Source organism: Pseudorhodoferax soli, from assembly GCF_003337555.1.
GTDB classification, from domain to species: Bacteria; Pseudomonadota; Gammaproteobacteria; order Burkholderiales; family Burkholderiaceae_C; genus Pseudorhodoferax; species Pseudorhodoferax soli.
In genome coordinates this window covers 66625-92266 of the sequence record NZ_QPJK01000013.1, presented here as the reverse complement: position 1 = coordinate 92266, position 25642 = coordinate 66625, and the positions used below count along the sequence as shown (strand labels likewise).

The window sequence follows — 25642 nt, the reverse complement described above, 5'->3', positions numbered from 1 at the left end:
TGTAGAGAAGCTCCAGCAGCAGGTGGTCAGTGCATGGCTCGGTCACCGAGAAGCCGACGCGCTCGCCATCCACCACGATGTGCCGAGTTTGCTCTGGCGCGAAGCCAGGCCACAAGCACTCCCGCGCACGGGCCCGATCGAAGCGCCCCAGCCGTTCCAGGTTCTCGCGCATGGCCTTCATCCCAAGGGCCACGAGGGCATCGAAGTCTGATTCCGAAACGGGGGTAAGTGCGATGTGCGGCTTGGGCGCTATGGGATTTCAGCCGGTACGTGACCAGCATGAAGCCGTTGCTGCGCACTGCACGAACTGCTGCAGTGGCTGAGGCTGCGAGCCACACCAAACGGATTCGATCCGACGTCGATGTGGTCAGCTGCCTGTAGGCCGCACCGCCGCTGAGCGGCGGCGTCGGCGCAGCGAGACTCTCGTCCTGAAGAGCCCCCCGGCATGCGGTCGCACGCAGGGGGAGCACTGTCTCAGGGCCGTCTCAGGACGCCTCGGCCGGCAGTTCTGAATCCTTGGGTTCGCTGGCGGCCCCAGCCGGCGCGGTGCCGCTTGTGGCTGCGTCGGCTCGAGCCTGTTCGTCTTCGCCGCCCACGTCGAATGGCGGGTCTTCGTCAGCGTTCGCGGCGATATCGGTGCCCGGCACTTCTGTCGGAGGACGCAGACGCAGTACGGTGGGCAACCAGCCGGTTCCAGCGACGGCCTGAGCGGCATGGGCCACGGCACCCTCCTTCTTGAGGGCCTGCATTGCAGCGCCGGCCGCTGCGCCTGTCGCTTCGCCGATCACCTCGGTCGCACGTGCCTTGGAGACGTGCTGAAAGTACGACGGGCCGGTCGCTTCCCACCATTTCGCCATGTCCAGCCCCAGCGCCTGGGCGAGCCCATCGGTGCGCTGCTGTGCCGGTTCGGTTGCGTAGACACCCGTGACGGTGATTGCCACCAGGAAGGTGAAGAGTTGCCGGACGGTGTCCGGCTCCTGGCTCAGGACCCACGGCAGCACGTCTGCGGCCTGGGTCGGGAGAATGGACTGCCAGTGGCTCCGCTTGGCGTCCAGGGTCTGCCAAGCCTTGCCGGACTCGATGTCCTGCGCGTCGGTGCGCAAGCCGTAGTGCGTGTCGGTGACGCTCAGCTTCAACGGGTCTTCGCAGCCGTAGGCTTGACGATAGTCCTCCAGCAGCAGGGACTTGGCCATTTGGGCGGTCAGCACCGCCAGGGCCACATCGGAACGGTCGAGCAGCTCCGCCTGGATCGCGGCCACACGGTGTGCGGTCAGGTTGCGAACGAGTTTTTCCGAGTGCACCGGGCGGGTCTTCGGTGCGGGTATGGACGCCAGGGCCGGGCTTTCTCGTCCAGCCCCTGCCCCTCCACGGCTTGCCTGCAGCACACTTGCCCGGTCATCCGGACGGATCAGGCCGTAGCGAACGGCCGGCTCGGCGTCGTTGCCCACGTACACCAGACAGCCGGCCTCGGCCATCAACTCGGACGGCCAGACTGCCAGCGCTTCCTCCAACGCGGTCACCTGGGCAGACAGTTCCTCGCACTGCGCTTCCAGGCGCGTGCACTCCGCTTCGGAATCCTCGTCCGGTTCGTCCAGGTCGTAGATCTCATTCATGCGCTGGCTGTGCTGCTCCAGTTGCTCGTTCAGCGTCTGCAGCACGGTGGCTTCTTCCTTGCTGGGTTCGCGGGACGCCTTGCGCAGTTCGCCGTGGCGCACGTACTCGTCGTGGACGTAGCGCGGGCGCACATCCACCCACTTCCACCCCTCGGCCGCGATCTTCTTGGCCTTGCGCTGGAGCTTGGCGACGGCCAGTTGGTCGAGCAAGGCGGCGTCCAGCAGGTAGACCTTCTTGTCGTTGTCGCTGAACAGGTCGCGGCGGGTCGGGCCACCGGCTTTCTCGTACGCCTTGACGGTGACGTACTTGGCGACCGGGCTGCGGTCGGACTCCACCTCGCCTTGGGTGAGGATGCGGCGCAGGTGCTCGGGATGGCGATTCCAGGAGTCCAGGCCCATCCACGCTTGCTCCTGGCGCTCGTGGTCTTCGACGGAGGCCAGCACCATCAGGCATTCCAGGTTGATGCTGCCCTCGCGGAACTGCGTCATCAGGCGCGGGGACACGGCGGCCAGCTTCATGCGGCGCTTGACCACCATGGGCGTGACGCCGAAGGCCGCAGCAACGTCCTCGACGGGCTTCCCACGCGCGACGAGCTTGGCGAATGCCTCGTACTCGTCGGCGGCGTGCATCGGAAGGTGAAAGGCGTTCTCCGCGAGGCTGGCGATGAGCCCCCGGTCGGCCGGGACGATCAGCACCGGCACGGGGAAGTTTTCTGGCAGATCACCTGCTGCGACCAGCGTGGTCAGCGCTTCGAGCCTGCGCCCCCCAGCGCATACCTCGTAGGTGTTGCTCTGGCCCGGCACGACGATGAGGTTCTGCAGTACGCCGCATTCCTTGATGGATGCGGCCAGCTCGGGGATGCTGAGCTTGGGCGAGGTGCCGGGCGTGCGGGCCTGGTAGTCCACCGACAGAACCAGTTGGGAGAAGGGAAGGAAGGTGCGCTGCGAAGCCTGGATGACAGCTTCGAACTCGGCCTTGGACAGTTTCATGGTCACTCCTGTACAGGAAACGGGACCGGCACCAGCGCCGGCCCTTGATTCAGGATCTCATCGGGACGGCGGCTTGCAAGGGCGGCTCCAGCCCGGCCGCCGTAGATGGTGTCCTGCCTGCCAACTAGTGAACGCAGCCGCTCAAGATCGGCGCGGGTGCCAGGTCAGAGGGCTAGATCAACGATCCGCGAAGAACGGCTGAGAGCGGTGCCTACCGTTTCGGCTTCCAGGCCAACGGCCTACGCACCGGCTTGGCGCGACCTGCAAGGTGCAGGCGTGAAAGCACCGGCTAGCCCGAGCCCGAGCCCGAGCCCGAGTCCGAGCCCGAGTCCGAGTCCGAGTCCGAGTCCGAGTCCGAGTCCGAGCGAACTAGCCGTGTCACTCCTGGCGATGGGAACGGGTTGCGAGCAGCACAAGCATCCGGCAAGCACATGCCCTTCTCGCGCTCCATTCGCTTGCTATCTCGGGAAAAAGTCTCGGATATCTGCCAGCGGCGTCGATGCCTGCGCCATCAGGTACAAGGTCTTGAGTTGCCCACTGTTGGCGTATGGGACCGGTATGTCCTGACCTGGAACCAGCCGGCACAGTAGATCATCGTCATCGAGGTTGAGCAGCAGCCTGCAAGCCATGGGACGCACCTCATAGATGCTGCAAGCGTCGTCAACCAGGAAGGGACAAGGAGCACCAACGTCCCTGGCACCGATAGCCTGGACCGCCGCCACACCGTCGGCCGCATCGGCAAACGAACCAACACGAACAGAGTGCGCTGGCTCAGCTGGGGCCCTGCCGACGTGGCGTCCAATGAGCGCAGCTTCGACGCTGGAGATCGTCACCGAGATGTGGCAGCAATGTGAGCAACCGCGCCGGCAGGCCGCGACGCTTTCGAGAGGCTTTGCCCATGCGGACGCCGCGCGCTGCAGCCAGACAATTCGCTGCGCTGCGGTTGACGCCTTTTGCGACACCCGCAGTAGTTTGTTTGCATCCTGGTTCGGTACGGCCGACGCGGTCTTCCGTGTCGCACGTTCAAGCGCAGCAGGCCAGCGCTCTTTCACGTACTCCGGCAGTGCAGATAGATCTGGCTCGGTCGCGCCCATGGACTACAACCCCAAGACACTCGCCGAGTGCACTTCAGGCACGCACCGCAAAAACTCAGCCGACTCAAAGGTATCGATGGTGCGGTCGGTTAGTGCCCAGAACACGATTGGCGTGCAGGCATCCACTAGCCGCGTGTAGAAGTTCTCCACCTTGAACTCATTTGGGATCGCTTCCCAGGGAGGCAGCAGCCGATCCGTGCCAAAGACAGGCTCAGCATCCGAAATGCTGTCGAGATCCTGCCTCGTCAACGGGTACGTCATGTTGAGGCGTAAGGAACCAAGTCTAGGTTTCCTGCGGCCACACTGTGCGGTACTCCGGCCAGGTGTCCTTGATCGCGTCCTCAGCGACCAGCTCGGGATGGGTATCTTCGTAGCCTTCAGGTCGTTTGAGCGCAACGAGCACTTCGTCGTCCGCGACCGCAATCTTCACGATCTTGGTGGTGGTTTTGGTGGTGGTCATCCCTGAAGTATCTGCGAAAGCGTATACCACGGCGGCGGGAAGCGCTGACAACCAAGATCTCTTGAATGAGGCCACCCGAGGCTCGTAGGGCATGAGGCGCAAGGCGGATGTTGCGCTTCGCTGCTGCTCGCGCGACCCCATTGCGGCGGCGGCCGAGGATTCAATCGTGCCAGCCCTGCTCGAACGTTTCCAAGCCTGACGTACCGCAGAGAGGAGCAAGCCCCTGCCACAATAGTTTGATGATGCCCATGGACCCAGACCACGAAATCAACGCGGACCCAGCGCGCGGGACCGTCTGGGTCAATGGGTACGATGGTTCATCCATCGGCCGCTTCAGCAAGCGGTTTGGCATCGATGTCCACCGAACGGGTACCGCGCAGTTGGCAGGTGAAGGCGAGTGCCTCGTATGCACGCACGGACCGGCCGATCACGCGACCTGGCTGCTCTTCATCGAGGCGATGCAGCAACACCACGGCGTACAGGTTCAGCCGGACCTGCTGACCTGGACCTAGACCGGTCTTGCTTTTCGAGATTGTTGACGGCGCCGCTCGGCGTCGGTTCGCCGCCTGGCAGGCTCACTACGCTGGCTCGACGGGCTTGCCGGGCAGCGTTGCCTCAAACGATGGATGCTGCTCCCCTCGTAGCCGTAGCTTTCCGATGTTCGAGCATGACAGTACGCTTAGCCGCAGCGGGATGTTGTTGCCTGGCCCAAGTTGATGATTGACCCAGCCGACGCAGTGCGCGTCATCTGTTTCGTGGCAAGCCATGGCGCGCAGCGGCGCTCCAGGCACAGGCAATTGCCCGGGTTCCGCGATCGTGTCTGCCAGTGCCTGGTGCTTGGTCTCGCAGTAGCCATCTGGAATGTCATGAGGATCGACGCCGACCCGCCAAGGGCACTTCTCGCATTGGACGGTGCGTTTGAGTTTCCAGAAGGTCATGAAAGAGACGTTTCCGTTGAAGCTGCGACGACCTCGACGGCGGTTCCGTAGCTGAAACAGCCGTCGTGCGCCTTGATCGCATCAAGGTCATGCTCCATGTCCCATGCGCAGTCCTGGTGGTAAACAAAGCGATGCAGTCCCGCAGACCCATCATCCAGATAGCCCTCCACCCACAAGGCTTCGCCTGCGATGGCGCCGTCGCAGTAGCAGCAAATCATCTGCGACGGTACTCGGTCTAGCCGGCGAGAGGTTTCGACGAGGTGAACATCGCACATGCCTGGATTGTGGCGGAGAACCCTGCATGCGCAACGATCATGCACCGGACGCGTGCCGCAAGTCCGGGCGGCGTCACCGGGTTTCGCCGAGCGCTTGTCGAAAGTAGTAGGTCTGTAGATCCAAAAGCGACCGGCACAACTTCGGCACCATGGCCTGGCATGTACGAACTGTCGAGCGACAATCCACCGAGGCAACCCTAGAAGTCGGCCCACTCCGTCAGGTCCAATGCCTGGCGCGCCTCAGCGAACAAGCTCTGCACTTGCTTCAGCTTGTCCCCCTCAAGCCTTACGAACATGCGCTCCGGCAAATAGGTAAACAGCTCCGCAGCGACCACTTCGTGAAGCACGCCCCAGACCTTCTGTTTCAGGATCCAGAAGATCAGGAACTCGGTATCGTAGGCAGCACCCCAGTAGGCATTCCCTGTTTCAGGCCAGGTCGCCTCGACTACTCGACCGTCCTCGTCGATGCACCAGGCATGCGGGATCAGGATCGAGCCACCCTGCGCAATGCCTTCGACATAGGTCAGTTCCGGAAAATCCATCGCCAGTTGCGCAGCGTTTCGGTAGCACTGCTTTGCGGGACCACGAGGGTAGTCGTGTTGAGCCGCTAAGTTCGCCTGGGCATACCCTGCTACCAGCGTCAGCTTCGCACCCAGTTGGCCGAACGAAGCCTCCAACTGGAGTTGACGCTCGATGCGGCTGAACTGGGTCTTCGAAGACATGCGCCACTTTAGCTGCCACAGGGCCTCGGAAAGCTCCCGCGGCAGAAAGACAGCGGACTGCGGGCCGCCCACCGGCCACGCCGCCCGGGCGTACCTCAGCGCATGTTGTCTCCGAGCTCGCGCATCTGCATCGCCAAGTCGAGCAGCTTGCCCTTCTTCGCGTAGTGGCGCGCAAGGCGCCACTCGCTGATGAGGTCGGTCGCCATTTCAAAGTCGGCCAGGCTTAGCGCGTACAGCCGCTCCAGTCTGAACGATGCCTCCAGTTCCAAGGCGATGACCAGATCGGCCACAACGGCTGCAGTGTCCGACAGCGGCTGTTCTTCGATGAGACGACGTGCCTGTTTGAGAGCGGTCATGGCGGAGCGTGTTCCTTGAAGTTGGAACTGCGCCTTGTAAGCGCCGCAGCTGCCAGCCACGGCACAGAAATTGGCGCCCGGGTTTCGCTCCGGGCGAGCGGGAAAGGCCTGCTTTCCTTCAGTCCACACTGCCTAGTGAACAGGGGGCTTGCGCCCGGCGAGGCCAAGAATAGCAAAGCGCTATGGCACCACCTGCAGGAAGTCCCCACCCGGCGCCGGACGTTGCACATTGCAATGCGGCCGTCAGCTTCTGGGACCTTGTTCATCGTAGGGATCACGGCTGCCCGCCCTCCAAGCGGAAGACTGGATCAACGTTGCGACCGGCCAGGGTCCAGCATCGGCGTGAGGAGCATTGACATCGAGCTGGCCCCTTTCTGAAGAGGTCCAGGAGCACTCGACGTGAACGCCGGTGGACGTTCGTCGGCGCCGGCGTCACTCATCCACATTGCGATGGCTGCTCAAGAAGGAGGCAATCCTGTGGGAACGCGCATGGATACTGGGTCGCCGCAATCCCTCCAGCCGGTGTCCCCAGAGATATCCACAGATGGCCGGGACAAGTTCGGTGCCAGGGACGATCGCGTTTCAGCGCTTCAACGTCGCCAGCGGGGGGCGCTGCACCGCAGAACATCTGGCTCGACAGCGATTGGCCGGCACGTTTGATACAGCCGCGCTGTCGCCCAGTCCAGCCGAGCGTGCATTCAGGTGAAATGGCTCCGCTGCGCCCGGACGTTGGCAAGTTGAATGCCGATCTATGGCGAGGCATCGCGCAGTGACGCGCGCAGCATGCGCTGGATCGCCTTTCCATTGGCATCGACGTGACGCGAAAGCATCACCACCTTGGAGGGCGGGAATGCCGGCAATCCGAGCTCGGGGCCGACATCGATGAGGCCGTCGGCCGCCAGCCGTCGCGCAACCGGCATGACACCTACACCGGACTGCGCTGCCGAGATCGCCGCGGCGACGCCACTCGTCCAGAGAGCATCGACCCACGGTACCTTGGCCCGCATCAGCAAACGCCTGGCCAGCGCGCCCACGCCGCAAACATCCATCGCCGTGATCAGCGGAATCGGACGACCGGCCAGACCCGCCGCAGTGCTTGCGAACCAGGCGTATGGGTCCACGAACAAGAGGTCGCCGTCGCGGCGCGTCCCCTGCCGCAGGATTGCCACGTCGAGATCGCCGCGTTCGAAGTCCCTGCGCAACGATCCCGCATCGTCCACGCGAAGCTTGAGCAGCAGCTCGGGATCGCTGGCTCTGATGCGGGCAATGACCCGAGGAAGCTCTGGCCCTGCGACCTGCTCGCTGACGCCGATGCTCAGGACGCGCCCAGGACGCGCGACCGTGGACAGCGCCGTCTGCTGGGCGAGCAGCAACTCTCGCGCATGCGGCAGGAACGCCTCGCCCTGCGCCGAGAGCCGAACGTGTCGTGGCGTGCGATCCAGCAAGCGGCGGCCCAGATGCTTCTCAAGGCGGTGGAGCTGCTGGCTGATTCCAGCCTGAGTGACACCTAGCACGTCCGCGGCGCGCGTGAAGCTGTGCAACTCGGCCACCAGGACGAAAGCTTCCACCGCGGCGAGATCGAGGTGTTGGCGCATCTTCAACAAGCGCTCGCAATCTCTGAAACAGCCCTTTGGGGCTTCATCTCCAAGGGCCTCTTCTTTAAATTTTTCCTGAGGCGAACACGGGCGGAGACCAACCGATCCGTGACCTCGTCGCCAGCACCAACCCACTGGACACGCACAGGAGAAGACACATGCAGGACGCCGCAGCGCACGCCAAGTTCAAGCCCTACACGCGCCAGAGCATCAAGCAGGCGCCGCAGTGGGAGCGTTTGCACCGAGATCAAAGAGAGGCCGTCGACGTCGTGTCGCGCATCCTTCCGTTCCGGGTGAACGCATACGTGCTGGACCACCTGATCGACTGGGACCGGGTCCCCGACGATCCGATCTACCGCCTGACGTTTCCGCACCGGGACATGCTCCCGGACAACGAGTATCTCGATATGCATCGCATGATCTCCGGTGGTGCGCCCGAGGCGCAGATTGACGAGTTCGTGCGGTCGATCCGCATGCGGATGAATCCGCACCCGGCCGGCCAGATGACCCACAACGTTCCGACGCTGGACGGTGTGGCGCTGCGCGGCCTGCAGCACAAGTACCGCGAGACGGTCCTGTTCTTTCCCGGTGCTGGACAGACCTGCCATGCCTACTGCACCTTCTGCTTCCGCTGGCCGCAGTTCGTCGGCATGGAGGAGCTGAAGTTTGACGCCAAGGAGTCGCAGGAGCTATGTGCCTACCTGCGCCGCCACCCCGAAGTTACCGACGTGCTGGTGACCGGTGGCGATCCGATGGTGATGAACGCCCGATCCCTGGCCGAATACCTCGATCCGTTGCTGGCGCCCGAGCTGGCCCATGTGCAGAGCATCCGCATCGGCACGAAGTCGGTGGCGTACTGGCCCCAGCGCTACGTGACCGACAAGGACGCGGACGATCTGCTGCGCCTGTTCGAGCGGGTCGTGGGCGCCGGCCGCAACCTGGCATTGATGGCCCACTACAGCCACCCACGCGAGCTTGAGCAGCCGGTCGCGCAGCAGGCGGTGCGTCGGATCATCGCAACCGGTGCGACCGTGCGCATCCAGGCTCCTCTGATTCGACACGTCAATGAGGACGCAGCCTGCTGGTCGGAGCTCTGGACCACTGGCGTGAAGCTGGGCGCTACCCCGTACTACATGTTCGTCGAGCGGGACACGGGCCCGAGCAGCTACTTCAAGTTGCCGCTGGTGAAGGCATACCAGGTGTTTCAGCAGGCCTACCGCTCGGTGTCGGGCCTCGCGCGCACCGTGCGCGGCCCGTCGATGAGTGCCTTTCCTGGCAAGGTCATGGTTGACGGCATCGTGGAGCTGGGCGGAGAGAAGTTGCTCGCGCTGCAGTTCCTGCAGGCCCGCAATCCGCTGTGGGTGCGTCGTCCCTTCTACGCCAAGTACGACGCGCAAGCGAGCTGGCTGGACGAGCTGCGGCCAGCATTCGGCGAGCGCTTTTTCTTCGAAGCGGATCAGCCAGCAGCGCCGAGCAGCCTGCTCCAGCCCATCGCGATCCACCCTTCCAGGACTTCGCCCGGGCCAGCCACCGAGCGGCCCCCGTGCTGACGTCTTGTTGACCTTCATGGCGCCCGCGGCGCGAGCGACCACTAAAACAACCCCAATCCGAAGGGAGCCAAGCATGGATCCGACGAGAGTGGCCATCATCGGTCTGGGCCCGCGCGGCGTCACGGTGCTCGAACGCGTGCTCGAGCATGCGCACCGTTTGCCTGTGGGGGCGAGCCTGCAGATCGATGTCTACGACGAGGGAAACGCCGGCGAGGGTTGTCACCGCGCCAGCCAGCCAGACCACCTGCTGATCAACACGGTGGCGTCCCAGGTGAGCATCTTCCCGCCCTCCAGCCTCGCCGGCGGCCACGGCGGCATTTCCCTGGTCGAATGGGCGCATGCCTTTGGCTACCGGCGCCACGGCGACAGCTTCGTCAGAAGTGAGACCGGTTCCGCAAAGCCCATCACCCAGGCGGACCACCTGCCGCGCGCCCTGCTCGGCGAGTACCTGGCTTGGGCCTGCCAACGGATCGTGGGCATGATGCCCACCCATGTGAGGGTGACCCACCATCGCAAGCAGGTCGTCGATCTGCGTCCGATGGACGAGGGATTCGAGGTGGTCGTGAGCGGCGGCGCTGCACACCGTGCCGACTTCGTGTTCCTCACCACCGGCCACGGACACCGCAGTCCGAACGGCCAGGACCGGGCGTTCGACCGCTTCGTTAACTCCCACCGACAGCGCAATGCACTCCTCGCGTACGTGGCGACGCCCTATCCCATCGAGCGGCTCGACAGCATCGACCCGACCGCCACGGTCGCTGTCCAGGGACTTGGACTGACCTCGCACGATGTGGTCTCCGCCCTCACCTTGGGTCGCGGCGGGCGCTACGTACACGATCAGGGCAGACTCAGGTACCTGCCCTCCGGGCGGGAACCGCGCATGCTCCTGTTCTCGCGCAACAGCCTGCCGTTTGCGGCGCGCGGCGTCAACCAGAAGGGCCTTGCCGGCAAGCACCAGGCCGCGATCTTCACGGTCGAGGCGGTAATCCGCCGGCGTCAGGCGGCGCTCGCCGCTACTGGTGATCCGCGGATTGACTTCGAGGCTGATGTGCTGCCGCTCGTGCTGCAGGAGATGGCATACGCCTACCGGTGCGCGGTGCAAAAGGAGCGCTGCATCGCCGAGGGCTTTGAAGCCACTGACCAGGAGCTACGCGCGATCGAAGGCATCCTGTGGCCGCTCAAGAAGCGGCCCTTCGACTCATTCGGCGCGTTCAACGACTTCGTGCACGGACTGATCGAGGAGGACCTGGCGGAGGCGGCCAAGGGGAACCTGACCAGTCCGGTGAAGGCTGCGACCGATGCGCTGCGCGACACCCGCGAGGCGTTGCGCGCGGCGGTCGAGCACGGCGGCCTGACGCCGCTCTCGCACCGCTTCTTCGTGGAGAACTTCAACGCGGCGACGAACAGGGTGTCCTTCGGGCCACCGCGCCAACGCAACGCGGAGTACCTTGCGCTGCGCGAGGCCGGCTTGATCGACATCACCGGAGGCCCGGGTGCCACCGTCGTTGGTGATCCGCACAGCGCCCGCTTCCGAATCTCCGCGCCGTACCCGACCGGGGAACACCACACCGAGGCCGATGTGCTCGTCGTGGCGCGACTGGACGCCTACTCCCCGCTCACGGACTCGGCACCACTCACGACGCGTCTCCTTGAGCGCGGCTTGATCCGCTCGTTCTGCAACGGCAACTACCACCCCTGCGGTGTAGAGATCGACAGGGCGATGCACCCCGTAGGCTTCGACGGTGTCCCGTGCAGCAACATCTGGGTGTTGGGCTATCCGGCCGAGGGAGCGCATTTCTACACCCATGCGCTTCCACGCCCGGGCGTGCTTTCGCGACAAACACTGGACGCGCAGCAGTGCGTGCTGGAGATGTTTGCCCAAGTTGCGCGGCGCTCTTGAGCTGATCTGGAAGATGCGGCGGCCGCCTGATGCCAGAGCGTTGCCGCGTCTGAACCCCGTCCGCGCTGGCGCACACACCCGGATGCGAGCGCGCGCGGTCAGGCGCTGAGGCGATCGGCCAGCAACTTCGCTTGTTCCGCGAACTTCTTCGGATTGGTCTTGCGCAGCTGGGACAGGTTGAGCAGCTTCCAACGCACGCCGGGCATCTGCTCAAGATGAGCGATCTCCAGCACCTCCCAGTCCGGCGCGCCAGCCGCCAGCGATCGCAGGAAGGTCCGTTCGTCCTCGTCCAGGTCGTGCGCCACTTCATGCACCAGCCGCTCGCGCGCCGCGAGCAGATCGTCCAGTGGCACTGGATCTGCAGTCATCCCTTGAAAGTTGTGCGCATAGTCGTGCCGGATGTCGCGCATCGGCGGGAACAGCACCTCGTGGATGGGCCGGTTGCTGCTGGCCAGGTAGACCACGAATGCGCGGCGGATGGCCGGCGTGAGGCCCTCATGTGCGAACAGCTGCATCACGTCGAACAGGTCCCGTGGATGCTGGCGGTCAAGCGCAGCCACGAGTTTGCCCCCGTACGCGTCCTCCAGCGACACCATGGGGATCTCCAGGTCTGCCATCAGGACGTCGCGTGCCGTCGGCGTGAGCGAGGCCCGCTGCACCGCGGTGACCGTGCCCCGCATCACATAGTTCACCTCGATCTTGACCTGGATGGCCCCACCGCGCACCAGCAGTTTGGTCTCTCCGGCCGCCGCCGCCGGTACGTGGGCTTGAAGGCCCCGCTTGCCCAGGCGCACCGAGGCCTCACGGATGGCTCCATTGATGCGCGCAAGTGCCTCGTCACGCGGGAGGGTGTGGTCCACGAAGACCAGGTCGAGATCCACCGACAACCGGGGCATGTCCCGGATGAAGAGGTTGATCGCCGTTCCGCCCTTGAGCGCGAACATGTCATCGACGAACACCAGCGGAGCGACGCGTGTCAGCAGCCGCGCAGTTTCCAGGTAGATCTCGTTCATGGCTTGAGAACCAGCAGTCCGTCAGGCGAGCGCGATACCCAAGGCCGGTCGCTGCCGGTCGGCAGGGTCGCCGGGTCGAGCTTGGCGGCCCAGGGAAGCGCACCTTCGCGGCCCAGCTGCAGGCACAGCCGCACGGTCTTGATGCTCAAGCAGCGCTGCAGCAACTCGCGCAGCACATCGGCGCGCAGGCTGTAGGCGTTCTCGAGGAGTTCGCGGGCCTCTTGCAGCGGTTGTCGCAGCCCAACTTCGCTCAGCATCTCCAGCAATGCCCGCTCGGGCGAAGACACCTGCGGAGCGCCGTCGCGCTTCTCGAACGGACCGGCGTGGAGCAGGCTCTCCGCCGGCTCGTCAAAGAGCCGCTTGCGGTGGTACTCGGCTGCAAAACGTTCCGTGAACCACTGCGGCAGTTGCCCTGCATCCCAACCGTAGAGCTGCAGCGTTGGCTTGTGCGCGACATACTGGCGTATCCCGTACCAATCCAGTGCCGACTTGCCGCCGACATGCAAGCCTGCAAGCCTGTGCTGCAGAAACACGAGGCAAGGATGTAGCGCCAGCACGTCGTTCTGCCTGGCGAACACGCCGCGTGTCAGACGCACCAGCCAGCCGGCGCGCACGTAGTGCACGGCCAGGTCCGCTGAGATGCCCATCGCCGCCAGGTCCTCTGACGCCAATGGGCTTCCAAGCGGCCAACGGGCGAAGAGCGCGTTTAATTTGCTGGTTCCAGTCGTAGCCACACTACGATTGAAGCAGAAATTCGAAGCTGGCGCAATTTGAAAAATGTTTTCCATTCGTAGTGAAACTACGATTAGTTAGAATAATTCAAATTTCGGCCGTCATCATGGACTGGCATAAGGAGCCATCTTCGGACCGGGCCCTCAGCCGATAGCCGCGACGATTTGTTCGACCGCCTGTCGCCGAAGCAATGGACGCGTGGAGATCCAGTCATGCAGCCGATGCCCCGCGCCGTCCAGCCAGCGGAAGTCTGCCCGCCGAGATTGGGCGCTGGCGCGCGCATAGCCATGCTGCACAGCCTGCGGAACAACAGCATCCTCGGATCCATAGAAGCACAGAAGCCGCCCTTCGAACCGCCGCAGCGCCTCGAATGCCGGTGAATCTTCGAAGCTCCGCGTACCCCGGATCACAGACCGAAACGCATCGCCGAAGAGCGCATCCTCCGCCCGCAGCTCGTACGCCGCAGGGCAGAACAGCACCAGCGCGTCCGGCCTGAGCGTCTCGGTGAGACGGCAAGCAATGTGGCCCGCCATGCTGGTCGCCACGATGGCGCGTGGCTGCGGTGGCTGCAAGCTGCCCACTACACGAAGTGCTTCCTTGCGCCGCCGGGCGAGGCTGGCCTCCTCCATGCTCCCCCCGCTACGGCCATGGCCGGAGAAATCCATCGCCACGCTCGCCACGCCACGCACGGCAAGATCTTCGCGCAGGTACCGCGTGCCTTCGGATGAAGTCGCCGCCCCACCCCCATGCAGGAAGAGCACATAGCGCTCGTCGCCCTGCCCCTTCGCGCTTGCCCAGCAGGACTCGACATGGAGCCCGAAGCCGTCGAAAGCCAACTTGAATTCGGTCACATGGGTCATCAACCGCAAAGCCTACTCGGGACGGATGCCCTGCGACCGGATCAGTTGCCCCCAGCGGCTGCGCTCGCCCTCAAGGAAGGCCGAGAACGCGGAAGCGCTGCCAGGATGCAGCTCGGCACCCATCTCGGCGAACTTCGCGACCACTTCCGGTTGCCGGAAGATCCGGTTCACCTCGGCATTGAGCCGCTCGGCGACGGTCGCGGGTGTCCCCGCCGGCACGTACAAGCCGAAGAAGTTGTAGATCTGCAGTTGCGGCAGGCCCAGCTCGGTGAAGGTCGGCACATCCGGCAACTGGGCCAACCGCTCCTTGCCGGTGTACGCGATGGCGTGGATCTTTCCGGCGCGGACCTGCGGCAACGCCGTCACCGTGTTGTCGATCATCATGGGAACCTGCCCACCGATCACATCGGGCATCGCGGGCGCGGTGCCACGGTATGGCACATGCAGCAGATCGACCCGACCTGCTGTCTTGAGCGTCTCCAGGGCCATGTGGCTGATGCTGCCCGAGCCGAAGCTGGCCACTGCGATGCTGCCCGGCTGTTCGCGCGCCCAGCCGAGGATCTGCGGCAATGAGGCGCCGGCGAAACGCTCGTTGGCCTTGGTCGCCACCAGCAGCAAGCCGTTGCGCTCGATCATCGCCACCGGAACCAGGTCCTTGCGTGGATCGAAGCGCAGCTTGGGATACAGGGCGTCCGCCAGCGCGACGATGCCGCCGCCGACGAGCAAGGTATGCCCATCCGGCTTGGCCTGCGCCACGTACTCCGTGCCGACCAGACCGAAGGCCCCGGAACGGTTCTCGACGATGGCTGGCACCTTCAGGGACTTGGCCAGCTCCTGGGCCAGCGTGCGTCCGATCACGTCGGTCAGACCACCTGGCGCGAAAGGCACGACCACCCGCAAGGTCTCACGGGGCCAGGCCGCCTCGGCGTGCCCGACGTTGGGGAGCGCGGCGCCCAGCGCCGCAAGGAACACAATGAACAGTTGGGCGCAGCGTGTCATGCTGAACTCCTGCGATGAATGTGAGTGAACTCGGTCCCGCCGCATCGCGACCTGGAAGGCTGCGCAACGCGAACGAGCGCGGCGGCGGAGCGGCATGCGGGTTCGCCGGTCGGCGATCTCGCACCGGCCGCCCCGCCGGTCTAGCAGCTCAGGAGCCTTACGCCATGCCGGCGAAGCGTCGATGCCAGTGCGCAGGTTCATGCCCTGGTACCGGACAGTCGAACGCCAGCACTCTCTCGCCTAGCAACGACCCCAGGAACACCGTGCGACGTTGAGGGCCTGCGAAGCACAGACTCGACACGTTGCCCAGGGTGCTGGCTCCGCAGGTCCAGATGCTGTCCCGGCGCAGGCGCCGCGCATCGAGGTCCGATACGTACTGCGCCACGTGCGCCGCGTCGGTGTCCGCGATCACCAATTGCAGCTCGCCGTCGGGCCGCACGACGTAGACCTTGTTGCTGACGATGCAGGTGACCCAGACTCCGCCGAAGGCGTCGAAGCACACCCCATCCAGCTGATCGCCAGCCGGGAAGCTGCAAACGGTCTCGCGGTCCGTCAGCTCGGGACCTGGGCGCAGACGAAAGCGCGTGAGGCGCCTGGCGTGGGTCTCGTTGACATAGACGAACTGTCCGTCCGGCGAGAACGCCAGCTCGTTGGTGTAGCCCAGCCCATCGGCGAGGATCCGCGTCCCGCGGGCATCGTGCACAGCGATGTAGCCGTCCGCGATGTCCGGGTACCAGGCCTGCATGCGCGGGATGTGCCGTGTGCTGACCGTGAACCAGATTCGGCCATCGGCATCTTCCACCACATAGTTGGTCGGAGGCAGCGGCTTGCCCTCCAGGGCAGTCACGATCGGCAGCGCGCAACCGGCGTCGCCCAGCGCGTAGACGCCGCCCTCGGCATCCCCAAGGTGGGCGACCAGCACGCGCCCATCGGACGCAAGCGCGATCCCGTTGGCATGCAGGGGGCCGCCCTGGAGCGTGCTCCCACGCACCAGGTGCGCGCGTCCGTCCGGTGTGATGTGCGTGAAGCCTCCGCGCCGGTCCGACATCAGGAATTCGCCCGAGGCGTTCGACAAGATGCACTCGGGGCTCCGCAGTCCGTCGAAGACGGGCCGCAGCTCGGACACCGGCACGTGATAGTCCCGCGGCAATGGATACCGCGCCTGGCCATTCGTCTGCACACGCACCTGCTCACTCCAGCTTGAGGCCGCGGTCCGCGACGATGGCGCGCCGGATGCCCAGCTCCTTGTCGATGAGCGCGGTGAACGCTGCCACACTGCCGCCCACGGCCTGGATGCCTGCCTTCTCGAAGCGCTGGCGCACCGACGGATCGGCCAGCGCGCGATCGGCGGCGGCGTGTAGACGCTGCTGCAGCGCGGGCGGCAGCTTTGCCGGCGCGACAAGCCCCATCCAGGCGGTGTTGTCCAGCGCTGGCTGGCCTGCCTCCGTGAAGGTCGGAACCTGCGGCAGCGCGGCGCTGCGCTGCGGGCTCATGACAGCGATGGCGCGCAGTGCGCCCGACTGGATGTGCGGCAGCATGGATGGCAGGTTGTCGAACATCATGTCGACCTGGCCGCCCAGGAGATCCGCGATCGCGGGCCCCGCGCCTTTGTAGGGCACGTGGACCAGCGGTGTGCCCGTCACCGCCTTGAACAGCTCGCCATCCAGGTGCCCCACGCCGCCCGTGCCGGCCGAGGCAAAGGTGCACGGGATCGGGCAGCGTGCCAGCTGCGCGACCAGCTGCTCGAGGTTGCTCACCGGCAGCTTTGAAGCGTTCACCGCCAGTACCACGGGCACTGTGGCCAGCGTGATGATGGGCGTGAATCCGGTGACCGGGTCGTACGGGTTCTTGGGATTGATGGCGGGATTGGTCGCCATGGTGGAGACCGTCGCGAGACCCAGGACGAGGCCGTCGGGCGCCGCCTTGGACACGAAGTTCGCACCCACGGCGCCGCCCGCACCTGGGCGGTTCTCGACGATGACCGTCTGCGCCAGTTCGCGTGCCAGTGCGTCGGAGAACGCACGGGCCACGATGTCGGTCGCGCCCCCAGGGGCGAACGGCACGACGAGGCGCACCACCCTGTCGCTCTGTGGTGCTGGCGTCTGGGCCGGCGCGACGGTGCACGCGAACAGGCTGCAGGTCGCGAAGACCGCTTGCAGCAACTTGGAAGAGAACATGGAAACCTCCTTCAGGACAAAAATGGGCAAAGCGATGCCATCGCCGCAGAAGCGGCGTTTCAAACGTGGGACGACCTTGTTGGGGAAAAGCGCGCGGAAGCGGCCGCGCTCAGGTGTCCGTGGCCTGCGCCACGATGTGCCGGTAGCCGCCGTCAGGCTCCTTGCGCATCAAGGAGCCGGTGAACGCCTGCTCGGGCAGGTTCTGCGCGGAGTACACGATGGCGTCCTCCGTGTTGCTCAGGTTCTGCAGGTCGTGGTCCATCCAGGCCGGCACGTAGAAGCTGTCCCCGGCCGCCCAGGTGATCAGCTCGCCGCCGAGCTGTGAAGCGCCCCGTCCCTTGAGCACGAAGTACAGGTGCCAGAACGAGTGGCTGTGCATGCGCCCCTGCTCACCGGGACCCAGCGCCTGCACGATCAGCGAGATGCTGCCGTTCAGTCCGAGTGCGTCGGGCTCGCCGGTCGGCGTCAACGCCAGGGCGCGCGTCAGCCGCTGCGGGCTCGTAGGCTGTGCGGACAGTGCGGCGTCCACATCGGGCTTGCGCCAGATCGCGGGCCGACCGGCGGGCTGGGCGCTGCGCGCGAGGTATCGCGCGAACGCAAGGAAATGGCCGTTCATGGCAGTGGCTCCTCGGTGCAGGCCAGCAGGATGCTGAGGCAGATGCCTTCCATCGCCACGGCGAGGTCGGCGATGTCGGGAAAGCTCGGCGCCAGACGCAGGTTGCTGTCGCGTGGATCGTGGCCGAGCGGATAGGTCTTGCCCGCAGGAACGAGCACGATGCCGAGCTGGCGGGCCAGCTCGACGACCCTGCGCGCGCAACCCTCGCGAACCTGCAGGCTCACGAAGTAACCGCCGCGCGGCGTGGTCCAGGTCGCGACGCCGCGCCCGCCCAGGTGGCGGCGCAGGCTCTCTTCCACCAGCGCAAACTTGGGCGCCAGAATCGCCCGGTGTCCGTTCATGTGCTCCAGGAGACCCGAGTGGTTGCGCAGCAGGTGCACATGGCGCAGCTGGTTGAGCTTGTCCGGTCCGATGGAGCGAACGCCGGCATGCCGGGCGTACCACTCCAGGTTGGTCCTGGACGCCGCCACCATGCCGAGGCCTGCCCCCGCGAAGGTGATCTTCGAGGTCGAACCGAAGACCAGGGGACGATCCCCATGGCCCGCCTGCTCGCTCAGCGCCAGGATGCTCGGCACACCCTCCTCGCGGTCCGTCAGGTGGTGCACGGCGTAGGCGTTGTCCCAGAACAGCCGGAAGTCCGGCGCCGCCGTGCGCATGCGTGCCAGCCGTTGGACCACCTCCTCCGAGTAGGTCTCGCCCGTCGGGTTGCTGTAGACCGGCACGCACCACATGCCCTTGACGCGCGGATCGCGCACCAGCTCCTCCACAACCGCCATGTCCGGACCGCTACCGGTCATCGGCACCAGCAGCATCTCGAGGTCGTAGGCTTCGCAGAGCGCAAAGTGGCGGTCGTAGCCCGGCACGGGGCACAGGAACCGGTCCGTCTCATCCGTCCAAGGCTGGGTTCCTCCAGGCACGCCATGCAGCAGCGCGAAGGCCAACATGTCGTGCATCAGCGCGAGGCTGGAGTTGTTCGCCACGGCCACCTGCTCCGCAGGCGCACCCAGCATGGTCGCGAACAGCCGCCGTGCTTCCGGCAAACCCAGTGGCCCGCCGTAGTAATTGCGCGCATCGCCACCGTCCTCACCGACGTAGCCGCCGCGGCCCGGCAGGCCAAGCAAGGCGTCGGACAGGCTCAGTTGCTGCGCGCACGGCTTGCCGCGCGTCATGTCGATGCTCACGTCCCGTGACTGGAAGGCCCGGTAGCGTGCCTCCCACTGAAGGCGTTCCCCTGCAGCGGCGGCCGGCGCCGATGCGGCGCGAGCACTGGATCTTTCAGAGGTGTTGTGCATGTTGTTCCTTCTTGGGTTGGGATGGCGTCGAGCCAGCGACAACCAGGTCGAGCTCCACGCTTGCGTCTTGAGGCAGTTGGTAGACACCTACCGCGGTGCGCGCGGCCAGGCCGACGCTTCCGAACACCTGCGCCAGTAGTTCAGACGCGGCGTCCGCCACTTCGCTGTGCCGCGTGAAGTCCTGCGTGCACTGGACGAACACCTGCAGCTTGAGCACCCGCTCGACGTGGTCGAGCGAGCCAAGGGTCTGGCGCAGCGCGCCAAGAGCACGCAGCGTGCACAACCGTGCAGCATGCCGGGCCTGCTCCATGCGAACGTCCTCACCCACGCGTCCCGTGACGGCGACCCGCCCTCCCACCCGCGGCAGTTGTCCGCTCAGGTATAGCAACCCTCCGTGCGCCGTCACCAGCCCATAGTGGGCCGCAGGCGCGACGTCTTCGGGAATGTCAAGACCGAGCAACCGGACCTGCCGTTCAGGCGTCGGTGCGTCGCATGCCGCCGAAGTCCGAGTGCGCTTCGCGTCGCCGCGAGCAACTGGCGCTTGAAGGGTCGTGCTCATGCCCGTCCCTCCTTGCCGGCCGGCGCCAGGGCTGGCTGCAGGCACCGGACGAACAACCCCGGATCCACGTTGCCGCCGGAGCAGACCACCAGCGTGTTGCGACCGGAGAGCACGACCTTGTGCGACAGAACCGCTGCGAGGGCCGCAGCCCCGCCCGGCTCCAGCACCAGCTTGAACGAAGAGAACGCAAAGGCCATCGCGGCGAGGGCCTCTTCATCGGAGACCGTGACCCCACATGCGCCGTGTTCCCGAAGGATGGGCAGCGTGAGGCGTCCTGGCGCGGGCGCCAGCAATGCGTCCTGGATGGAGCCGGATCGCTGCGCGTTGTGCTCATGGGTTCCCGCACGCAGCGAACGCCCGGTGTCGTCGAATCCTTCGGGCTCGACCACCACGATGCGCAGCCGAGGCCAGGCCGCACGCAGCGCGACGGCCCAGCCTGCCGCCAAACCTCCTCCACTGCAACACAGCAACGCCGTGTCGAGCGCCCTGCCCGCCAACTGCTCCACCGCCTCAAGCGCACCGGTCCCCGCCCCCGCCATCACCATCGCGTCATCGAAGGGCGGCACCAGCGTCATGCCCTGGTCCTCCACCAGGCGCTGGCCGATGGCCTCGCGGTCGTCGCGCTCGCGGTCGTACAGGAGCACGGTCGCACCGCGCGCACGGCATCCGTCGATCTTGATCGCCGGCGCATCGGCAGGCATCACGACGGCGACGGGCACGCCCAGCATGCGGCCGGCCTCCGACACCGCGAGCGCGTGGTTTCCCGATGAGTACGCCACGACGCCACGCAGCCGCTCGGCCGCAGACATGGACAGGATGCGATTGCAGGCGCCGCGGAACTTGAAGGATCCGCTACGCTGCAGGTTCTCGGCCTTCAGGAACACCCGCCCGCCTGCCCGGGCGTCCAACTCGGACGAGCGCAGCAGCGGTGTGCGCACTGCATGCCCCTGGATTCGGACGGACGCGCGCTGGATCGCGTCGAGGTCCGGTGCGTTTGCAGCCGATGGCCTTTTGTCGGAGCCGTCCAAGCTTGCATGAGCCACCACGCGCACGCCGTCGCCGGAGGCAGCCGCCCCAGCGATGTCGGCCAGGGCGCCAGCGTTCGTGCCCGCCGCGTCGAGGAAGCCGGGCAGCGTCACGGTGCCTCCGTCGAGATCACAGCACCCGAGCTGCACGCCGTCGGCAAGGCGGCGGGCATGAGCAAGCGCTGAGCCTGCTGCAGCACGCCCTCGTACCGGGCACGCTCACTGGCGATCTCCTCTTCGGTCCACTTCCAGAAGCCATGGCCACTCTTGGTGCCGTATCGTCCCGTGGAGACCTTCTCGCGCAGCACCTTGCTGGGCGAGATGTCGTTGCACAGGCTTGGATAGATCGACGAGGCAGCCGCGAACTGCGTGTCCAGTCCAGCGAACTCCTTCTGCAGGATCGGCCCGGCAGCGACGTAGCGAAAGCCGAAGCCGAAACGCACGGCTGCATCCACGTCCTCCGGCGATGCCAGCCCCTCGTCGATGACCGAGAACGCCTCGCGCATCAGTGCATGCTGAATTCGGTTGGCCAGGAAGCCCGGCACGTCGCGGTTCACACGCACCGGAATGCGGCCTACCGCCGCGAAGATCTCCAACAGCCGGTCCATCGTCGCGTCCCGCGTGAACGCCCCCTTCGCGACCTCGACCAGGGGAACCAGGTGTGCCGGTAGGAAGAAGTGCGCATTGGCCATGCGCGCCGCCGTGGTGCACCCTGCCGCGATGTCGGTGATGCGCAGCCCGCTGCTGTTCGAGCCAATCGGCACGCCAGCTGGCACCAGGACGTCGAGCAAGCCGAAAACCTCGCGTTTGACCTCCAGCTTCTCCGTGACGGTCTCGATGACGACATCCACGCCATTCCAGTCCACATCGCGCAATGCATGGCGCATGCGCAGCAGGCCATACCGGGCGTCTCCGCCCATCTGCTTCACGGACTGGGCCACATGCCGCGCGACGTTGTCCCACTCGTCGCTGACAGGCGCCACGACCTGCGTGGTCCAACCGGCGTTCACGAAGATGGCAGCAATGTCCCTGCCCATGATGCCGCTGCCCACGACAACTGCTCTTCCGCAATCCATACTCGGCTCCTTGCTTTGTTTACTACCCACACGGCGAACTGTATGACTTTGAATTAGTACAGTTCGCCAAGAAACGCAGTCAGTGTATTAATGCAGTCTCGAGAATGCAAGATAGCAGCGCTGAAAAATTTGCGTCGTGGCCTGCCGCCCTCAAGGCTCGCAAGGGTCCGAAGTACCTGGCCATCGTCGAGCTGATAAAGGAAGATGTGCGCGAAGGCCGGCTCAAACCCGGGGAGCCGTTGCTGTCGCAGCGCGCGCTGGCGTCGCTGCTCAAGATCAACTTCACCACGGTGGGCCGGGCCTACGAGGAGGCTGAGAAGCAGGGACTGGTGCAGACCCGCCAGGGCCAGGGCACATTCATCGCGGGCGTGCGTCCCGGCGAGCGGCCTGCTGCGGGCGCCCCGGACGAGGCCGCCGGCAACGCAGACGACCCAATCGACCTCAGCACCAGTTGGCCGCCGAACCTGGACATCGCGGCCATGCTGGCCGACGAGGTACGCCAGCTGACGCACGAGCGCAGCTTCGACTTTCTGGCGCGCCGCAAGGGAGGCGTTCCCGGAGCGGATCGCAGCGCCGGACAGACATGGCTTCAGCCCCGCTTTGACGCCCCGCTGGATGGCCGGGTGGCCATGGCCTCTGGCACCCGCAACGCGCTCATCGCTTTGTTTTCGCGGCTGGTCGGCACCGGTGGCCGCCTGATGGTCGAGTCCATGTGCTGGCCAACGGTTCGCACGCTGGCCGCAGTGCTGGGCATCGAGCTCGTGCCGGTCGCACTGGACGCTGAGGGGCTCAGTCCCGAGGCACTGGACGAGGCCGCGCAGAAGTCGGGTGCCACCGCCCTGTACTGTGTGCCCTCGCTGCAGAACCCCACCGGTGCGGTCATGGGCCTGCAGCGCAGGCAGGCGGTGATCGAGGTTGCACGCCGGCGCGGTATCACGCTGATCGAGGACGATGCCTACGGCGGCCTGCAAAAAGAGCCGCAGCCGCTGCTGGGTGCACTCGCCCCGGACATCACCTACTCGCTGTTCGGCCTGGCCAAGCTGGTCTCGCCCAGTCTGCGCGTGTGCTATGTGGTGACCCCGGACGCGGCGGCCACGGAACGCCTGGTCGAGGTGCTGCGCGCCACGATGCAATCGGTCTCGCCGCTGGAGGGCGCACTCGCGACCCATCTCATTCACAGAAAAATGTTGGTGCCTTTGATCGAGCGCGTTCGCACCGAGGCGAGCACCCGCCAGCAGATCGCGCACGGGGTTCTCGACCGACACGGCGCCACGGGACAGGCGGAAGGCTTGTTCTGCTGGTTGCCCCTGCCAGCGCGGTGGGACGCGTCAGAATTCGCGATGCGCCTGCGCGGCGAAGGCGTGCTGGTGGCAGCCGGCAAGAGCTTCGCTCTGGCACCGGCCACTGCGCCGAATGCCATTCGCATCGCCACAGGCGCCGTCGCTTCCACGCAGGTCCTCTCACTCGCGCTGCAGCGCATCGACGTGCTGCTACGCCAGAACCCCTCGCTGCTCAGCACCATCGATTGACCTGGCGGAAGGCGCCGGCGGCACGGAGACCTCCAACGCCTGCGAGTCGCGCTGACTTTGCGCGTGCAACGGCCGGTCGCCGATGACGATCCTGAACGGCGGCAGGCCACGCAGCAGCATGCGTCCCCAACGCGTGGATCCCAGCCGCGGATCCAGCACCGTCACGGTGCCGTAGTCGTCATCGGTGCGCAGCAGCCTTCCGGTGGCCTGTGCCAGTCGGATGCCGACTTCGGGCACGCTACGTTCCAGGAACGCCGAGCGCCCCTGGGCCTCGATCCACTCACGGCGGGCTTGCTCGACAGGACCGTCCGGCACAGAGAACGGCAGCTTGGCGCAGATCACATGGGTGCAGTAGTCGCGAGGCAGATCGACACCTTCGGCAAGGCTTGCAAGGCCGAACAACACCGAGCATTGGCCCGCGTCGATGCGCTCGCGGTGGCGAGCGATCAGTTCGCGCCGCGCCACGACACCCTGCATGAGCACGAGATCGCGCAGATGCTTGGGCAGCGCAGCGTGCACCTCCCGCATCTGCCGGCCCGAGGCGAACAACACGAGCGTTCCGCGCTGTTGCTCCAGCAGCGCAGGCAGCCGCGAGGAAACCTCCTGACCATGGCTGGTCGGATCGCGCGGATCGGCTTGCACGGCTGGAATGTGTAGCGTGGCCTTGCTGGCGTAGTCGAACGGCGAGGACACGTGAAGGAGCTTGAGCGCAGACAGCCCGCGCAACCCTGCCTCCTCCAGGAACAGGTCGAAGCGCCCGCATGCGCGTACCGTCGCCGAGGTGAGGACTGCGGCACCGACGCGTTCCCAGAGCAGTTCACGCAGCCGTGGTCCACCGCTCAGCGGGGACGCGCACACCTGGAAGTCGTCCTCGCCGTCGGGACGCGAGCACCTTTCGATCCAGCGCGCGGTCGGAGCCTCCTCTTGTGCGCCACCGCAAGCCGGGGTCTTGCCGGTGCGCAGCATCGCCGTCCAGGTCGAGACCAACTGCTCGGTGCGCGCCAGGCATGGCGCAAGCGCACTCAAGTGCGGCTGCGCCTGTGCAGGCGCTTCGCCTGCGAATTGAACCAAGGCCGAGCGGATCGCATCCAGTTCCTTCCCCATTGCCTGGGCTGCCTGCAGCACGCCTGCCCCGCAATCCTGCACGTCACCCGGCAGTAGGCCTGCACGGAAGCGATGAACGCTCTGTTCGCCGGTGAACTCGCAGTGCCTGCCGACCACTTCCATCAACCGATCCAACGCCGTTCCCAACCGCGCTCCTGCGAGGGCTGGTTCCGGGACCACCGGTGCACGGCGAGACGCACGCAGAGCACGGCATGCGGCCTGCGCCGCGTTCACTGCCGAACCCAGCCAACTTCCCGCACCGCAAAGCGAGTGGCGTGTGGCCCCTCTGGAGACCATCTTCGCGGGTAGGCTGTGGGCTTCGTCGAACACGAGCAAGGCCTCACGCAGGTCCGGCAAGGTCGTACCGCCCTCGATGGCCGCCGCAGACAGCACGAGGTCATGGTTCGCAACCACCACATCCGCGTCCTGGGCGCGCTGGCGTCCAAGGTAGAAGGGACATTGCCCGAAGCTTGGACACCTGGCTCCCATGCAGCCTTGCCGGTCGGTGCTCACGCCGCGCCATACCTTGTCAGGGATCAGCTCGGGCCAGGCGTCGCGGTCTCCGTCCCAGCGGCCGGCCTCGAACCGATCCGCGAGCTTGCGGTGCCAAAGCAGGGCTTGCATGTCGATGGCGGCCTTCCCGGCGTCTGGATCGATGGCTGCTTCCTCTGGGTCCAGCAGTACATCCTCGGCTTGCTCGCCGTTGAGACGCCGCGCAAGACGCGCCGGGCACAGAAAGCGCCTGCGGCCCTTCGCCACGCCGTACTGGACCGAGAACGGAAGCAGCGCCAACAGCGCCGGGAGGTCCTTGTGCAGGAGTTGCTCCTGCAGCGTGACGGTCGAGGAGGAAACCACCAACTTGCGACCGCGCAGATGCGCAATGACCAAGGCCGGCAGCAAGTAGCCCACCGTCTTGCCTGTCCCTGTTCCCGCTTCGATGACGCCCAAGTGAGCGCCGGCCTGTCGCAGTCCCTCGTTGCAGCCGGCGCGCCCCAGCACATGCGCAACTGCCGCGATCATCTGCAGCTGCGCGCGACGCTTGCGAAACCCAGGCGAGCCCGCGCGAACTGCATCGAGGCAGCTTCGCATCAGTTCCATCTCGGGCTGGGTCAGCATGGACCCAGCATCCCCCCGATCTCAGCAGCGTCAACCCCAAGGTTTGGGCCG

Annotated in this window: 25 protein-coding genes; 4 read left to right on the top strand and 21 right to left on the bottom strand. The window is 65.8% G+C overall.

The window, feature by feature from the left end; genetic code table 11:
- Positions 1–485: 485 nt before the first annotated feature.
- From DES41_RS33420 to DES41_RS38600, 4 genes are all read right to left on the bottom strand, one after another.
- Positions 486–2603 carry a ParB/RepB/Spo0J family partition protein gene (locus DES41_RS33420; RefSeq protein WP_114471949.1) on the bottom strand — a complete coding sequence of 706 codons (2118 nt, stop codon included), beginning with the start codon at positions 2601–2603 and terminating at the stop codon, positions 486–488.
- Positions 2604–3061: 458 nt separating this feature from the next.
- Positions 3062–3697, bottom strand: coding sequence for a YkgJ family cysteine cluster protein (locus DES41_RS33410; RefSeq protein WP_114471947.1), 636 nt, complete (start codon positions 3695–3697; stop codon positions 3062–3064).
- A gap of 3 nt (positions 3698–3700) precedes the next feature.
- Positions 3701–3958: a hypothetical protein gene (locus tag DES41_RS38605; protein WP_114471946.1), complete on the bottom strand. Its 258-nt coding sequence runs from the start codon at positions 3956–3958 to the stop codon at positions 3701–3703.
- Positions 3959–3980: 22 nt separating this feature from the next.
- Complete coding sequence (locus DES41_RS38600) at positions 3981–4157, bottom strand: hypothetical protein (RefSeq protein ID WP_170168367.1); 177 nt, start codon at positions 4155–4157, stop codon at positions 3981–3983.
- Between the two features lie 248 nt (positions 4158–4405).
- On the opposite strand from DES41_RS38600, the gene DES41_RS33400 reads away from it, so the two are divergent.
- Entirely contained in the window at positions 4406–4669 is a 264-nt protein-coding gene (locus DES41_RS33400) for a hypothetical protein (RefSeq protein WP_114472062.1), read from the top strand.
- 66 nt (positions 4670–4735) lie between these two features.
- Here the strand turns inward: DES41_RS33400 and DES41_RS38140 are convergent, their stop codons facing one another.
- The 5 genes from DES41_RS38140 to DES41_RS33380 all read right to left on the bottom strand — a co-directional run bounded on the left by DES41_RS38140 (position 4736) and on the right by DES41_RS33380 (position 8043).
- Entirely contained in the window at positions 4736–5095 is a 360-nt protein-coding gene (locus DES41_RS38140) for a DUF6283 family protein (protein ID WP_147283028.1), read from the bottom strand.
- The gene (locus DES41_RS33395) at positions 5092–5370 is read right to left on the bottom strand and encodes a hypothetical protein (RefSeq protein ID WP_147283027.1); all 279 of its coding nucleotides are present in this window, start codon (positions 5368–5370) and stop codon (positions 5092–5094) included. The genes DES41_RS38140 and DES41_RS33395 overlap by 4 nt, the downstream gene beginning before the upstream one ends.
- A gap of 197 nt (positions 5371–5567) precedes the next feature.
- The gene (locus DES41_RS33390; protein ID WP_147283026.1) at positions 5568–6092 is read right to left on the bottom strand and encodes a hypothetical protein; all 525 of its coding nucleotides are present in this window, start codon (positions 6090–6092) and stop codon (positions 5568–5570) included.
- 95 nt (positions 6093–6187) lie between these two features.
- Positions 6188–6448 carry a hypothetical protein gene (locus DES41_RS33385; RefSeq protein WP_114471943.1) on the bottom strand — a complete coding sequence of 87 codons (261 nt, stop codon included), beginning with the start codon at positions 6446–6448 and terminating at the stop codon, positions 6188–6190.
- Between the two features lie 749 nt (positions 6449–7197).
- Positions 7198–8043 carry a LysR family transcriptional regulator gene (locus DES41_RS33380; protein WP_114472061.1) on the bottom strand — a complete coding sequence of 282 codons (846 nt, stop codon included), beginning with the start codon at positions 8041–8043 and terminating at the stop codon, positions 7198–7200.
- Between the two features lie 158 nt (positions 8044–8201).
- Here DES41_RS33380 and DES41_RS33375 point away from each other — a divergent pair, with 158 nt between their 5' ends.
- Positions 8202–9593, top strand: a complete 1392-nt coding sequence (locus DES41_RS33375) for a KamA family radical SAM protein (protein WP_245965994.1) — start codon at positions 8202–8204, stop codon at positions 9591–9593.
- Between the two features lie 73 nt (positions 9594–9666).
- Positions 9667–11493 carry an FAD/NAD(P)-binding protein gene (locus DES41_RS33370; RefSeq protein ID WP_211333135.1) on the top strand — a complete coding sequence of 609 codons (1827 nt, stop codon included), beginning with the start codon at positions 9667–9669 and terminating at the stop codon, positions 11491–11493.
- A gap of 98 nt (positions 11494–11591) precedes the next feature.
- Here DES41_RS33370 and DES41_RS33365 read toward each other — a convergent pair whose 3' ends face one another.
- The 11 genes from DES41_RS33365 to DES41_RS33315 form a co-directional block, all read right to left on the bottom strand.
- Positions 11592–12506, bottom strand: a complete 915-nt coding sequence (locus DES41_RS33365; RefSeq protein WP_114471942.1) for a nucleotidyl transferase AbiEii/AbiGii toxin family protein — start codon at positions 12504–12506, stop codon at positions 11592–11594.
- Entirely contained in the window at positions 12503–13240 is a 738-nt protein-coding gene (locus DES41_RS33360; RefSeq protein WP_170168379.1) for a type IV toxin-antitoxin system AbiEi family antitoxin domain-containing protein, read from the bottom strand. The genes DES41_RS33365 and DES41_RS33360 overlap by 4 nt, the downstream gene beginning before the upstream one ends.
- A gap of 141 nt (positions 13241–13381) precedes the next feature.
- Positions 13382–14098, bottom strand: a complete 717-nt coding sequence (locus tag DES41_RS33355; protein WP_114471940.1) for an alpha/beta hydrolase — start codon at positions 14096–14098, stop codon at positions 13382–13384.
- Positions 14099–14110: 12 nt separating this feature from the next.
- Positions 14111–15097 (bottom strand): Bug family tripartite tricarboxylate transporter substrate binding protein, encoded by a 987-nt coding sequence (locus DES41_RS33350; RefSeq protein WP_170168366.1) that lies wholly within the window; start codon positions 15095–15097, stop codon positions 14111–14113.
- Between the two features lie 157 nt (positions 15098–15254).
- Positions 15255–16283 (bottom strand): SMP-30/gluconolactonase/LRE family protein, encoded by a 1029-nt coding sequence (locus tag DES41_RS33345; protein WP_245965993.1) that lies wholly within the window; start codon positions 16281–16283, stop codon positions 15255–15257.
- 4 nt (positions 16284–16287) lie between these two features.
- The gene (locus tag DES41_RS33340) at positions 16288–17274 is read right to left on the bottom strand and encodes a Bug family tripartite tricarboxylate transporter substrate binding protein (RefSeq protein ID WP_114471938.1); all 987 of its coding nucleotides are present in this window, start codon (positions 17272–17274) and stop codon (positions 16288–16290) included.
- 109 nt (positions 17275–17383) lie between these two features.
- The gene (locus DES41_RS33335; RefSeq protein ID WP_114471937.1) at positions 17384–17890 is read right to left on the bottom strand and encodes a cupin domain-containing protein; all 507 of its coding nucleotides are present in this window, start codon (positions 17888–17890) and stop codon (positions 17384–17386) included.
- The gene (locus tag DES41_RS33330; RefSeq protein WP_114471936.1) at positions 17887–19182 is read right to left on the bottom strand and encodes an aspartate aminotransferase type Ic; all 1296 of its coding nucleotides are present in this window, start codon (positions 19180–19182) and stop codon (positions 17887–17889) included. Before DES41_RS33330 ends, DES41_RS33335 begins: the two co-directional genes overlap by 4 nt.
- Positions 19166–19741: a RidA family protein gene (locus tag DES41_RS33325; protein WP_114471935.1), complete on the bottom strand. Its 576-nt coding sequence runs from the start codon at positions 19739–19741 to the stop codon at positions 19166–19168. Before DES41_RS33325 ends, DES41_RS33330 begins: the two co-directional genes overlap by 17 nt.
- Positions 19738–20880, bottom strand: coding sequence for a threonine ammonia-lyase (locus DES41_RS33320; RefSeq protein ID WP_245965992.1), 1143 nt, complete (start codon positions 20878–20880; stop codon positions 19738–19740). Before DES41_RS33320 ends, DES41_RS33325 begins: the two co-directional genes overlap by 4 nt.
- A complete protein-coding gene (locus DES41_RS33315) occupies positions 20877–21842 on the bottom strand; it encodes a 3-hydroxyacyl-CoA dehydrogenase family protein (RefSeq protein WP_114471934.1) in 966 nt (321 codons plus the stop codon). Before DES41_RS33315 ends, DES41_RS33320 begins: the two co-directional genes overlap by 4 nt.
- A gap of 104 nt (positions 21843–21946) precedes the next feature.
- Here DES41_RS33315 and DES41_RS33310 point away from each other — a divergent pair, with 104 nt between their 5' ends.
- Positions 21947–23371 carry an aminotransferase-like domain-containing protein gene (locus tag DES41_RS33310; RefSeq protein ID WP_114471933.1) on the top strand — a complete coding sequence of 475 codons (1425 nt, stop codon included), beginning with the start codon at positions 21947–21949 and terminating at the stop codon, positions 23369–23371.
- On the opposite strand, the gene dinG is transcribed toward DES41_RS33310, so the two are convergent.
- Entirely contained in the window at positions 23333–25591 is a 2259-nt protein-coding gene (gene dinG / locus DES41_RS33305) for an ATP-dependent DNA helicase DinG (protein ID WP_114471932.1), read from the bottom strand. The genes DES41_RS33310 and dinG overlap by 39 nt on opposite strands.
- Positions 25592–25642 lie beyond the last annotated feature (51 nt).